Origin of the sequence: Fodinibius saliphilus, assembly GCF_005869845.1 — a bacterium.
In the GTDB taxonomy this organism is placed as follows: Bacteria; Bacteroidota; Rhodothermia; order Balneolales; family Balneolaceae; genus Fodinibius; species Fodinibius saliphilus.
In genome coordinates this window covers 144,107-157,336 of the sequence record NZ_VAWF01000003.1, presented here as the reverse complement: position 1 = coordinate 157,336, position 13,230 = coordinate 144,107, and the positions used below count along the sequence as shown (strand labels likewise).

Here is a 13,230-nt window from a genome sequence, read left to right as displayed (position 1 = left end):
CTCTTTTTTACTCTGGCATCGAATGCCTGTTATCAATTTCTTTAAACGCTAAACTAGTCTCCTGTTCATCAGGGTAAATAAACCCAATCTTTATGAAGGGAATTTGAAGAAAGGGAGTCATATTTTATTTAGAACGAATCTATCCAAAAAACCTTCACATCCCCAATAGAAGTGCCTTAAAGCCCTACTTCAGAAATACATTTCCACCGTATACTCTCTCACAATCTATCCTTTGGGGAGAGTGAATGAAAACCGTGTTCCCTCACCAACCTCACTTTCAACCTTAATTTCAGCTCCATGCCCATCAATAATACTTTTCACCACCGCCAACCCAAGTCCCGTTCCTCCCTTATCGCGAGAACGCGCTTTATCTGTTCTGTAAAATCGATCAAACAAACGGTTAATATGTTCCTCTGAGATTCCGATACCATCATCTTCAATACTTATGTCAACCTCTTCTCCATCAGAATCATACTGCACTCGTACCGTTCCTTCATTAGTATATTTCAGGGCATTAGTGACTAAATTATCAATTACCTGTTCAATTTTCGGTGGGTCACCAATAACTGTACACGAATGCTGATCGAGCACTAGATTAATTCCTTTCTTTTTTGCACGATCACCGTACAACTCCTCCATATGCTTAGTGATAGGGCTCAGATCAAACTCCTGTTTCTCTACGAAATACTCATCCGAATCGTAGCGCTGCAGGGTCTTTAAATGCTTAAAAAGATGAGAAATACGATCCGTTTGTCGCCGGGCAGACCGAATATATTTTTCTTCTTTTCCGGGATCCAGGTTCGGAAGCTGCAACATCTCGAGTGCCCCTGAAATAGTATGCAGCGGGTTTCGAATCTCATGTGTAATATCTGCAAAAAACTGGCGCTGTTTTTCAGCAAACTGCTTAATCTGCAAGGTATCGGCTCGCAATTTTGAGGCCATCTGGTTTAATGCATCAGCCAGTGTCCCAAACTCATCGCTCCTTTTAATATCGATCTGTCGGTCTACATTACCATCAGCAATATCCTGTGCAGCGTTTTTAATCTGAGTTATCGGTTTCGTCAAATAGCGTGATATCCAGAGGCTTACCATTACCACCAACCCAATGGAGATAAACATTCCGTAGTAAATAATCCATCGAATAGTTTTAATAGGCGCATATATTTGATCTTTCAACTGGCTGGCCAACAGGTAATGGGCAGAACTATTCGAAGAAGGAATAGCTATATAGCTTGTTAAAGTCTCAGACTGCTCATCTACAGGCAACAGGGGAAGATCTTTGCGGGCCTCAAGGCTTTCCAATATACCTGCTGTTAGCCGCTGATTAGGAGCAAAAGTAGAATCATTGTTGCTATAAGCTTCAAGCAGCATACCTGCTGAGTCATATACTGCCAACTTATAGCCTGATGTTTTAGCTGCCGAAGCAAGGCGTTTATCAAGATTTTCACCATCGGCTAAATTTGCTACTGTAATCGCGAGCCAACGTGTATCCTGCTCCATCTCCTCGCGCCCCTCTTCCAGCAGATAGTCGCGTATAAAAACAATGGAATAACTACTGATAGAGGTAATCCCAAAAATCAAAAGTAAAATAAAAGTCCACGCCAGTTTCGAACGTATACTCATCGCAGTTTCATAAATTTATTAATTATCTAAACGGAGGTTTCGTTGTTGGATGCCTTATTAATCAAGAAAAAACAATAAAGCAGCATTAAACCTCCTGTAACAACAGTCTTCCAAAAGCAATGTCACACTTTTACAATTTCACGATTTAACCCATAACCAATACCGCGGTAGGTTTTAATTACCTCACCGGCCTCTCCCATTTTGAGGCGTAAATTTTTTACATGCACATCAACAGTTCGGTCAAAAACATACCGATCCTCTTCAGTTATATGCTCCAAAATCTCTTGACGGGTATATACCCGCTTGGGATTTTTATAAAAAAGTTCAATGAGCGTGTACTCTGTAGAAGTAAGTTCAATTTTCTCATCATCCACATACAACTCCTTTGCATCGGTATCCAGGTATGTATCTCCGTACTGTAACCAGTTCGCTTTTTGTGGATTTTGGCGACGAAGTAGCGATTCAACATGTGCTTTTACCAAATTTAAGCTTGCCGGCTTAGGAATATAATCGTCCGCGCCCAGCTCTAAACCCTCAATTTCATCCTGCTCTTCGTCCTTTGCCGTCAGAAAAATAACTGGTATATCATTCAATACCGGATGCTTCCGAATATGCCTGCAAATTTCTTTGCCGTCAACATTGGGAACCATGATATCAAGAATGGCCAAATGGATTTCACCGGCATGTTCTTCGATAAGTTCTAACGCTCTATTTCCTTCATGCGCTACTAATACTTCATAATCATTCATCTCAAGGAAATTGGCTAACATTTCGGCCGATTCCTCTTCGTCCTCAACTAATAGTATGCTGTGCTTGGGTTTCACAATAATAATTTTTTCTTAGAAGAATGAGATCAAAACAGGAGTTCTATTTAAATCGTTGGCACAATAAAATATGAAACTTTATTCAGTATCTGAACAGAACTTAATAAGCCCTTGTCATGCTGACATTGATTCAGCATTTTAAGTAGAACACAAAATTATAGTTGCATACAGCAAAATGTCTTTTGAAAACAAAGTAGCATGGATTACCGGGGCCTCATCGGGAATTGGTGAAGCACTGGCTTATGCTCTCCATAGCGAGGGAGCAAAGCTTATTCTATCTTCGCGTCGAGAAAATGTACTCCAAAAAGTTAAAGACAACTGTCGGGGCGATACTTCGGATATTTATATATTGCCCATAGATTTGGCCAAAGCAAAATCACTCTCGGCCAAAGCCCAAGAGGCACTCGATGCCTTTGGTCATATCGATTACCTTTTTAATAATGGTGGTATTAGTCAACGGTCAAAAGTTGTTAACACCGATATGGATGTCACTAGAAAGGTGATGGAGATTAACTTTTTTGGTTCTGTAGCCCTCACCAAAGCCATTCTACCTTCAATGATGGATCGCCAGACAGGTCATATTATTGTTACCAGCAGTGTCATGGGTAAGTTCGGCACCCGACTACGATCAAGTTATGCGGCTTCTAAACATGCCCTCCACGGATATTTTGACAGTCTGCGACAGGAGGTGCATAAAGAGAACATCCACGTTTCTCTTGTCTGTCCGGGCTATGTAAAAACTGATGTGACAAAAAATGCTCTAGAGGGAGATGGAAGCAAACATAACCAGATGGGAAAAGGACAGCAACATGGCATGACTCCTACCAAATTTGCACAAAAACTACTTCCTGAAATTATAGCTAAAAAAGAGGAGATCTATATCGGCGGTAAAGAGATTTGGGGCATCTATCTTAAACGCATAGTCCCTAGTTTCTTCAATAAAATACTGCGTAAAATGGAGGTCACTTAGCGCTAAATGCTCATGGGCACTTAATATAGCTTGTTTTAGAGGGTCCCGAATCCTTCTAGCAAGCACAAAGTACATCAAGAAACTGCCTATTCTTACCCCAGCCGCTTCCTTTTATTCAGATAAGAGAGCAGTGCCATATCAAATTCACGTTGTGTATCCAACTGGTCAAAATCGATCTGAAATTCACTGCACGCCATTTTAAAACGATGAGTTAATTCTTCAATCTTTTTTTTGTACTCCTTTCTAATCTGATCAGGCTTTACTTCCATCTGCGCACCGGTCTCCATATCTTGCATCATCAACCGACGATCTGAAAAAGCAAGTTCACGTTCGCTCTTTTGCTCAAGCACGTTGAATAGCAACACTTCATGTTTTCGATGCCGTAAATGTTTAAGAGAGGAAATGAGCTGGTCATGTTTATCCACATTTTCAAATAGATCAGTTAAAACCACCACCAGACTTCGATGATTTAGTCGTTCGGCCACCTCATGGATAACCTGAGCTGTTGCTGTCTTACGATGCTCTTCGCTCCCCTCCTCTTCCTTTTCCAACAGGTTCTCAAACTCTGAAAAAAGCATTCGCAGATGTGAATATGAGGACTTTGCCGGTATGAAACTTTCTATATCTTCACTAAAGGTAATCAAGCCGCAAGCATCACGCTGCCGATTCATCAAGTACATAAGAGAGGAAGCAAAATGAATAGCATACCGCAACTTAGTCCAAGGGCTAAAGTACTTATAAAACATAGACCCACTTGTATCTAAAAGTACATAGCACCGCAGGTTTGTTTCTTCTTCGTACTTCTTAACAAATAGCCGTTCCGTCTTGGCAAAAACCTTCCAATCGATATGTTTAATCTCATCACCCGGATTGTAAGGACGGTGTTCTGCAAACTCCACACTAAATCCATGGTGAGGACTTTTATGCAGCCCCGAGATAAATCCCTCTACGATTTTACGGGCCCTCAACTCAAGTGGAGCTAATTGCGACAACAATTCGTGATCTAATAGCATAATATCTCAAAGATATCAATTGGCACTCTAATAACGGCACCTAATAATAGGTAAAAACGAACACTATTTAAGTTATTATATACAGTTCAAAATTAAACATCCCCCTTTAAAATAAAGGCACATTAGAATCTGTGAGATATTTATCCAAAAGTTTATTCTTTGCTACAAATGATTATCTTTCATGCCCAAAAAACAAAAGAGATCTAAACTCACTTCACCCGAAATAATTGATTTACCTATGGGCCAAGTCATTACCTCAGCAGACCAACTCAATTTTTCTATTGAAGATATTTCAGACATGCCATTGCCGACAGATGTACTTATGGTACGTCCCCTTCATTTCTCAGTAGATTACGTCATCAACCCCCATATGGCAGACCAAGTAGGCAAAGTAGACAAAATTGAAGCACATAACGAATGGGGACTTGTTCGCTCTCTCTTTGAACAAATAGGTATGAATATGCATATTATTGAAGACCAAGAAGGCCTACCGGATATGGTTTTTTGTGCAAATCAGAGCCTGCCCTATATCGATGAAAGTGGTAAACGCCACGTATTTATGAGTATTATGCATGCTGATGAACGTAAAAATGAAGTACCCTATATAGAACAATGGTACCGCCAGCATGGTTACGAAATTTATTTTTTTGATGAAAATGAAATTAGCGACTTTGAAGGATGCGGTGATGCGATCTGGCATACCGGCAAACGAATGCTTTGGGGCGGATACGGTTACCGTTCTTCATTAGATGCTTACGATACTATATCTGAACAATTTGATATCCCTGTACTGGCTCTTGAATTGACAGATGAATCGTTTTACCATCTCGATACCTGCCTGTGCGTACTTGATAATAATACTGCCTTAATCTACCCGGAAGCATTTACAGATGAAGGGCTGAAAATGATCGACATGATGTTCGACACTGTAATAAGAGCTTCTAAATATGAAGCCGAAGAACTTTTCGCCTGTAATGCTTCATGCCCCGATGGACGAAATGTAATAATCCAGCAGGGTTGTACCGACGTAAATAAAAACCTTCGTGATAATGGATTTTCTGTACACGAGGTTAGTACCTATGAATTCCTTAAAAGTGGCGGTAGTGTATTTTGCATGAAAATGCTTCTTTGGTAGCATGAGCTTACATATCACCAATACTGAGCCATATTAACCTCTTAAAAAACGGAGTTTATTATATGAAAAGAGCAGGGCTAAAACTTGGTATCTCCAGTATTGTAACTGCATTCTTTTTTTGGCTTCTTTCAGTGCCGCTGGGACCGGCCCCACCGCTTGGAAAGTTTTGGAATCCCCAATCAGGATTTTGGGCCAATACCCAAAATACTATACGGGCAAACCAACAGATCTCAATTCATAATAATGCACTCTCTGATTCTGTTACCGTTGCTTTTGACCAACACCAGATTCCTCACATTTTCGCCTCCTCTAGTCATGATCTTTATTTTGCACAGGGATATATAACAGCTCGTGACCGGCTTTGGCAGATGGAGTTACAAACACATGCTGCTGCCGGTCGCCTTTCAGAAATATTGGGTCCACGAACCCTTCAATATGACCGCTACCAACGTCATATTGGTATGGGATTTGCTGCTGAACAAGCTCTTGATGAACTCATGAATGATGAACATACCGCCGAAGCCGTGAAAGCTTATGCTGCGGGCGTCAATGCCTGGATTGACCAGCTTCAACCAAGTGAATACCCGCTGGAATACAAGTTTCTTGATTACGCTCCCGAAAAGTGGACACCTCTCAAAACCGCTCTACTGCTTAAGAACATGACCTATACTCTGGCAGGCAGCAATGGTGACCTACGAATGAGTAATACACGGGCCGTCTTCGGCAATGACTTCATAAAGCAAGTCCTCGATTTAGAACACCCGTTAACTGATCCTATTATCCCTAAAAGCAAAAAATGGGATTTTACATCACAGGCTCCTCAGAAGCCTGAAGATAGTTTTACTCCTTCCATTGTTGATACAGTAATGCCCTTTCAACCGGACCCTCAAAACGGCAGTAATAACTGGGCTGTTAGTGGATCTAAAACAGCAAAAGGCTATCCGATTTTAGCCAATGATCCACATCTTAATATGACTCTGCCCTCTATTTGGTATAGCTTACAGCTTAACGGACCAGACCAAAATGTAATGGGAGTCTCACTTCCGGGGGCTCCATCAGTCATCATTGGCTTTAATGAAAATGTAGCCTGGGGCACGACCAACGTAAGTGCAGATGTGTGGGATTGGTACGAAATTACTTTTCGCGATTCAACCTTTAGCGAATACAAATATAATGGCAAATGGCGTTTTACGAGTAAACGAATTGAACAAATTAAGGTAAAAGGCCAGCCAACCGTTACAGATACAGTGGTTTATACTCATCATGGCCCGGTGGTACAAACTTCTGATCAGGAAGCCATGCGTTCCAATATCCCTAAATATCATGCGATGCGATGGGTTGCTCATAAAAAATCTAATGAACTTCGCTACTTCCTTAATGTCAATAAAGCCGAAAATTACAGCGACTATCGAAAAGCTCTACAACATTATGAAAGTCCGGCCCAAAACTGGATTTTTGCCGACAGTACCAACATCGCACTAACTGTTACAGGGAAATATCCGCTTAAGTGGGATGAACAAGGGCGCTTTATTGGTGATGGCTCTAACCCCAAATACGACTGGCAAGGTTGGATCCCATTTGAACAAATACCCTATATCAAAAACCCTGACCGTGGTTTCATAAGCTCCGCTAACCAGAAACCCACTGATTCCACCTATCCGTATTACCTAGATGATAATTTTGCCCCTTACGAACGCGGGCGGCGAATAAATGAACAACTTGCAGCGATGGACAACATCACACCTAAAGATATGCAGCAGCTGCAGATGGATGTTTTTAGCTATCATGCCAAGAACATATTGCCAACGCTATTACAACATTTAAATACCGATACCTCATCCCAGCTTCACAAAAAAGCTGAAGAGAAATTGGCAAACTGGCGTTACTATAATAAAGGAAAACTCATTGCACCGTCTATTTTTGACTCGTGGTGGGATGAACTCTACGAAGCAATTTGGTATGACGAATACTCAACAGCAGATATCCCACTGGAATGGCCCAACCGAGACCAACTGGCAACATTTATACTCAATAACCCAAGCAGCCAATGGTATGACAACAGGAATACACCGGAAAAAGAAACGCTCAAGGAGTTAATCAATCAAGCTTTTAACCAAGCAATATCAGGTCTTCAAAACAGATACGGCGATATGGGTGATAATTGGCAATGGGGGTATGTCAACAATACTGATATTGAACATGTCGGTCGCTTACCCGGCCTGGGCCGCGAGAATGTATTCACCGACGGTGGTGGAGAATCGGTAAATGCCATACGTGGCAGCCACGGCCCTTCTTGGCGTATGGTTGTGCAATTAGGGCCTAAAATAAAAGGGTGGGGCATTTATCCAGGCGGGCAGTCCGGTAATCCCGGTTCAAAATATTATGACAATATGGTTGATGAGTGGCAAAACGGAGAACTATTCCCACTTTGGTTTATGCAGCAACGCCCCCCTGCGTCTGACTCTCTCCACTATACCATCACTTTAAATTAATACTATGCTTTTAGCTTTCTTTCTTGCCCTGACGGCTTGGTTATTAAGTCTTGTTTTCCCTTGGTGGTCACTGGCTATATCGGGCCTGGTACTGGGCGCCTTGCTTGGCAAATCAGGCCGACACTCTTTTGGTTATGGATTCCTGGGAATTGGCGGACTTTGGCTTTTACAATCACTGATTGCCCATATCAATGGCAACGGAATACTAGCTGAACGAATAGCTAACATCTTTAGTCTACCTCAACCATGGCTAGCTATTATCGGTACTGTTGCAATAGGAGGATTAGCAGGAGCACTTACCACCTTAACCGGGTATTACTTTTCTGAGACCTGGCATAAAACAAAAAGGTAGTCAGTTTTTTCTTTCAATTATTGCAGTTTATCCATTCCGCAAGTTTAAAACTATAAAAAACATGGGCAGGTTGGATTTTTTCAAGTCATAATTTGTTATGTCATGTAGAGTGAGTTCAATACCTAAGGACCTAACTACTCTTAAATCAAAAAACCTAATACTCAACTCTCATAACATGAGACAACCTGAAGAATCACAAAACTCGACATTCCATTGTGCTTATTGTGGAGAGGTTAATCATACCATTATTGACCCATCTCAAGGCAAGACTCAAAAGTATATTGAAGATTGCCAAATCTGCTGCAAACCCAACAATCTGTCAGTTTCGTATGACAAATGGAACAAAGATTTCATTATTCAAAGCCATCAATCTCAGTAGAAATACAAAAAGATAAATTATCGTTGAAAAAAAATAATCGGATTCGTATCTTTGTACAGTTTTGCGCTGGAAAAGGGCCGGCACGCACAAAAAATGACGCACACCAAATTAAATTCATTTGATCTTTAACGAAGGATCTACAAATACGTACGGCAGAAGACACTGCCTCAAAAAATATGAACACATATCTGGCTGGCTCCAGATACCGCGCATTCCATTCCCTTTTTTTAAGTCCGGCTTCGCATTCGTTGTCGGATTTTTTTTATATCTGAATTTTAACCTCTCAAAACACGACCCCTCTCGATATGTCTCAGTATCCCAGAGATAAAGCTATCATTGCCCTATCTGATGGAACCGTTGAACACGGTTTTGCCATTGGCCAAAAAGGTACCACTGGCGGCGAACTTTGCTTCAATACCAGTATGGTGGGCTACCAAGAAATTTTCACCGATCCCAGTTATTATGGTCAGCTCATGATGATGACCTACCCACACATCGGAAATTACGGCACGATGAGTCGCGACGATGAAGCCAGAAAAGTCATGATCTCAGGACTTATTGTCCGTTCATTTTCCTGGGAACATAGTAACCCACAGGCCGATGGCAACCTACAAGAGTACTTAGAACGCAACGAAGTAGTAGGTATCAGCGGCATAGACACCCGAAAGTTGGTACGCCATATCCGTTCTAAAGGCGTGATGAACGCCGTTATCTCCTCCACTGAACTCGATGAAGATAAACTCGTTGAGAAAGCACAAAATTGGGATGATATGGTTGGCCTCGAACTAGCTACTAAAGTAACCCGCCAAGAACCGGGCACAGTACACAGCGACGGACCGTTCAAAGTTGCCGCTTTCGACTATGGTATTAAACAGAGTATAATCGATAACTTTGTGGACCGTGGTTGTACACTGCGCGTATTTCCTGCTAAAGGTGATTATATAGACGAGCTTAAACAATGGAATCCCGATGGATTCTTCTTTAGCAATGGTCCCGGAGATCCCGATGCAACAAGCGCATATGCCTTAGACATAGTAAACTACGCTAAAAGTACAGGTAAACCATTATTTGGGATCTGCCTGGGGCACCAACTAATGGCTCTCTCCGAAGGTATTGCCACAAAAAAGATGTTTGTAGGTCACCGTGGAGCTAACCACCCGGTAAAGAATAAAGAAACCGGACTTGTAGAAATTACTACACAAAATCATGGCTTTGCGGTAGATGAAGATGACCTCGATGAAGACAAGGTGGAAGTCACTCATGTAAACCTTAATGATGATACCATCGAAGGGTTGCGTTTTAAAAACTTCCCGGGTATGTCGGTACAATACCACCCAGAAGCCTCACCTGGTCCGCACGACTCGCGTTATCTCTTTGACCAGTTCATTGACATGATTAAAGAAGGAAAGCAAGAACCAGTCTGACGTTTAAGCACCTGAATGATAGCTAAAGCAGCTTTCTATTGTACTGTTTTGGCATATCAGCTGATTATATCCAGAATAAACTTTCTAAAAAACTCAACACTACACAGAATGCCACGACGCGACGACATAGAAAAAATTCTTATTATTGGCTCCGGCCCCATCATAATTGGACAAGCTTGTGAATTTGACTACTCAGGATCACAGGCGTGCAAATCACTTATGGATGATGGATACGAGGTTGTTCTTATCAACTCAAATCCTGCTACCATTATGACGGATCCTATGATGGCAGATGAGATCTATCTAAAGCCTCTTACCATTGAATCTATCAAAGAGATTGTTGAGAAAGAAAAACCGGATGCTGTACTGCCTACTATGGGTGGCCAAACCGGTCTTAACCTTACAAGAGATTTACAACACGAAAACTACTGGAGTGAACGTGATATTAAAATTATCGGGGTCGACATTGACGCCGTAGATATCACCGAAGATCGCCAGGAGTTTCGCGACCTGATGGAGGAGATCGACATCCCCCAGTGTCGCAGTCGTGCTGCCGAATCTTTACTTGAAGCTAAAGAGATTACCGAAGAACTTGGCGGACTGCCTATCGTGATTCGTCCTTCCTTTACCATGGGCGGTGCCGGGGGCGGTATCGTATGGTCGGAAGATGAGTTTGAGCGCAAAGTAATGCGCGGCCTGGAGATGAGCCCTGTTCACCGGGTACTTATCGAAGAATCTATATTTGGATGGAAAGAGTACGAGCTTGAACTGCTTCGCGACCCCAACGACAATGTTGTTATTATCTGTACCGTCGAAAATGTCGACCCAATGGGAGTACACACCGGCGACTCTGTGACGGTAGCCCCATCACAGACGTTAACTGACAAACAGTTCCAGATGCTTCGTGATGCTGCCATTAAGATGATGCGTTCGATTGGTACCTTTGCAGGGGGGTGTAACGTGCAGTTTGCAGTAGAACCGGGAAGCGATCGTTTTGTGGCTATTGAGATTAACCCGCGGGTGAGTCGATCCTCAGCCCTTGCATCTAAGGCAACAGGGTACCCGATTGCCAAAATTGCTACCAAGCTGGCAGTAGGATACAATCTCGACGAGCTCGATAATCCTATTACCGGAAATACTTCCGCTTGCTTCGAACCTTCAATCGACTATGTCATTGTAAAGGCTCCACGATTTAACTTTGAGAAGTTCCCCAACGTTGATGAAGAGCTTACAACCCAGATGAAAGCAGTAGGTGAAGTGATGTCTATCGGGCGTAACTTCCCCGAGGCCCTCAATAAAGCGTATCAATCGCTGGAGATTGGACGCTCCGGATTGGGTGCTGACGGCTATAATGAGCTCGACCGCAAAGAAGTTCGAGACCGGCTCAAAAAACCATACTGGGATCGCATGTTAAATATCCGAAATGCCTTTAAACTGGGCGCTTCGGTAGAAGAAATTGCAGATATTACAAAAGTGGATCCCTGGTTCTTGCAGCAGATTCGATATATGGTCTCGCTCGAAAACAGAACCGAAGGCCAAACACTTGATAACATTACCAAAGAAGATCTCTTTGAGCTTAAGCAGGCCGGTTTCGGAGACGAACAGATTGCCTGGCTGCTAAGCCAAGGCGATGAAAAGGTTACTGAAAATGCGGTGCGTGCAAAACGTAAAGAGTTTGACCTCAAACCCTCATTTAAGGTTGTAGATACCTGTGCCGCAGAATTTCCTGCAGAGACCCCTTATTTCTACTCCGCCTATGATGGAGAAAATGAGAGTAATGTCACCGACCGTAAAAAAGTGATGATTCTGGGCAGCGGTCCAAACCGTATTGGCCAGGGTATCGAATTTGATTACTCTTGTGTACATGCTGTTAAAGCAGCCCAGGAAATGGGCTACGAAGCCATCATGGTGAACTGTAATCCCGAAACCGTTTCCACCGACTTCGACACGGCCGATAAACTCTACTTTGAGCCTGTATTCTGGGAACGTGTTATGGATATCTATGAACATGAACAGCCTGAAGGCGTTATCCTGCAGGTGGGTGGACAAACAGCGCTGAAGCTCGGTAAACGTTTTGTTGAAGAAGGAATTAAAATTTTCGGCACCGATTTTGAAATGATCAATTTTGCCGAGGATCGTGGGTCCTTTTCCGAGTTTCTCAAAAAGCTCGATATCCCTTTCCCTTCCTATGGAACGGCGGAAGATGTAGATGGAGCACTTGAGATCGCAAACCGGATTGGCTACCCCGTCCTGATTCGCCCAAGCTATGTTCTTGGCGGACAGGGAATGCGGATTGCCGTTAAAGAAGATGAGCTTGAATTTTATACCGAACGGGTCCTTAAAACCCATCCCGAAAATGCCTTCCTAATCGATAAATTCCTGGAAGATGCAGTAGAAGTTGATGTTGATGCCGTATATGATGGCGACGAGCTTCATATCGCGGGAATCATGCAGCATATTGAGCCTGCGGGTGTCCACTCTGGAGACTCTACAGCCGTAATTCCAACCTATTCACTTAGTGACACAGCACTGGATAAAATTCGGGAATACCACGAAAAAATTGCTGCCAATATGGAGATTCAAGGTTTTCTGAATGTCCAATATGCAATCAAGGGGGATAAAGTCTATGTACTTGAAGCAAATCCTCGTTCTACACGAACCATTCCGTTTCTTGCTAAAGCAACAGGTCGTCCGGAAGCTAAAATAGCCGTAAAAGTAATGATGGGAGCTAAACTCAAAGATTTTGACGATCAAGAGTTAACATCATCTCTTGAAAAATGGGCTATCAAAGAACCTGTATTCCCCTTTGACAAATTCCCCGAAGTGAAAAAAGAGTTAGGCCCTGAAATGAAATCTACCGGTGAAACGATCTACTTTATGGAAGATTTCAATGACGAACACTTTAAAAAGCCGTTCGAATTCAAAAACCTATATCTTAGCAAATAACATCTTTACTGGTTCTGTTACCACTGGTAACGGAACCAGCTTTTTATTTAATGGAATTTTGAAAACTGAATT

10 protein-coding genes are annotated in these 13,230 nt (G+C 42.4%); 7 read left to right on the top strand and 3 right to left on the bottom strand.

Annotated features, from left to right (window positions below):
* Positions 1–225: 225 nt before the first annotated feature.
* Positions 226–1,623 carry a sensor histidine kinase gene (locus tag FCN14_RS11315; RefSeq protein WP_138431393.1) on the bottom strand — a complete coding sequence of 466 codons (1,398 nt, stop codon included), beginning with the start codon at positions 1,621–1,623 and terminating at the stop codon, positions 226–228.
* A gap of 122 nt (positions 1,624–1,745) precedes the next feature.
* Positions 1,746–2,447, bottom strand: a complete 702-nt coding sequence (locus tag FCN14_RS11310; RefSeq protein ID WP_138431392.1) for a response regulator transcription factor — start codon at positions 2,445–2,447, stop codon at positions 1,746–1,748.
* Between the two features lie 175 nt (positions 2,448–2,622).
* Here FCN14_RS11310 and FCN14_RS11305 point away from each other — a divergent pair, with 175 nt between their 5' ends.
* Positions 2,623–3,417 (top strand): SDR family oxidoreductase, encoded by a 795-nt coding sequence (locus tag FCN14_RS11305; RefSeq protein ID WP_138431391.1) that lies wholly within the window; start codon positions 2,623–2,625, stop codon positions 3,415–3,417.
* A 92-nt stretch (positions 3,418–3,509) separates the two neighbouring features.
* On the opposite strand, the gene FCN14_RS11300 is transcribed toward FCN14_RS11305, so the two are convergent.
* On the bottom strand, positions 3,510–4,430 hold the full coding sequence (locus FCN14_RS11300; protein ID WP_138431390.1) for a DUF58 domain-containing protein: 921 nt from the start codon (positions 4,428–4,430) through the stop codon (positions 3,510–3,512).
* A gap of 181 nt (positions 4,431–4,611) precedes the next feature.
* Between FCN14_RS11300 and FCN14_RS11295 the strand changes: the two genes are divergently transcribed.
* The 6 genes from FCN14_RS11295 (at position 4,612) to carB (ending at position 13,158) form a co-directional block, all read left to right on the top strand.
* The gene (locus FCN14_RS11295; protein ID WP_246043154.1) at positions 4,612–5,565 is read left to right on the top strand and encodes a dimethylarginine dimethylaminohydrolase family protein; all 954 of its coding nucleotides are present in this window, start codon (positions 4,612–4,614) and stop codon (positions 5,563–5,565) included.
* 62 nt (positions 5,566–5,627) lie between these two features.
* A complete protein-coding gene (locus FCN14_RS11290; RefSeq protein ID WP_138431389.1) occupies positions 5,628–8,057 on the top strand; it encodes a penicillin acylase family protein in 2,430 nt (809 codons plus the stop codon).
* A 4-nt stretch (positions 8,058–8,061) separates the two neighbouring features.
* On the top strand, positions 8,062–8,409 hold the full coding sequence (locus tag FCN14_RS11285) for a hypothetical protein (protein ID WP_138431388.1): 348 nt from the start codon (positions 8,062–8,064) through the stop codon (positions 8,407–8,409).
* 175 nt (positions 8,410–8,584) lie between these two features.
* On the top strand, positions 8,585–8,788 hold the full coding sequence (locus FCN14_RS16095; RefSeq protein WP_138431387.1) for a CPXCG motif-containing cysteine-rich protein: 204 nt from the start codon (positions 8,585–8,587) through the stop codon (positions 8,786–8,788).
* 305 nt (positions 8,789–9,093) lie between these two features.
* Positions 9,094–10,212, top strand: a complete 1,119-nt coding sequence (gene carA, locus FCN14_RS11275; protein ID WP_138431386.1) for a glutamine-hydrolyzing carbamoyl-phosphate synthase small subunit — start codon at positions 9,094–9,096, stop codon at positions 10,210–10,212.
* 108 nt (positions 10,213–10,320) lie between these two features.
* Positions 10,321–13,158 (top strand): carbamoyl-phosphate synthase large subunit, encoded by a 2,838-nt coding sequence (gene carB / locus FCN14_RS11270; RefSeq protein WP_138431385.1) that lies wholly within the window; start codon positions 10,321–10,323, stop codon positions 13,156–13,158.
* Positions 13,159–13,230: the final 72 nt, after the last annotated feature.

Bases quoted from the DNA above. Each gene is read 5' to 3' on its own strand.
- FCN14_RS11305 (WP_138431391.1), top strand. From the start codon at position 2,623: ATGTCTTTTGAAAACAAAGTAGCATGGATTACCGGGGCCTCATCGGGA.
- carB (WP_138431385.1), top strand. From the start codon at position 10,321: ATGCCACGACGCGACGACATAGAAAAAATTCTTATTATTGGCTCCGGC.
- FCN14_RS11285 (WP_138431388.1), top strand. From the start codon at position 8,062: ATGCTTTTAGCTTTCTTTCTTGCCCTGACGGCTTGGTTATTAAGTCTT.
- FCN14_RS16095 (WP_138431387.1), top strand. From the start codon at position 8,585: ATGAGACAACCTGAAGAATCACAAAACTCGACATTCCATTGTGCTTAT.
- FCN14_RS11300 (WP_138431390.1), bottom strand. From the start codon at position 4,430: ATGCTATTAGATCACGAATTGTTGTCGCAATTAGCTCCACTTGAGTTG.
- FCN14_RS11315 (WP_138431393.1), bottom strand. From the start codon at position 1,623: ATGAGTATACGTTCGAAACTGGCGTGGACTTTTATTTTACTTTTGATT.
- FCN14_RS11290 (WP_138431389.1), top strand. From the start codon at position 5,628: ATGAAAAGAGCAGGGCTAAAACTTGGTATCTCCAGTATTGTAACTGCA.
- carA (WP_138431386.1), top strand. From the start codon at position 9,094: ATGTCTCAGTATCCCAGAGATAAAGCTATCATTGCCCTATCTGATGGA.
- FCN14_RS11295 (WP_246043154.1), top strand. From the start codon at position 4,612: ATGCCCAAAAAACAAAAGAGATCTAAACTCACTTCACCCGAAATAATT.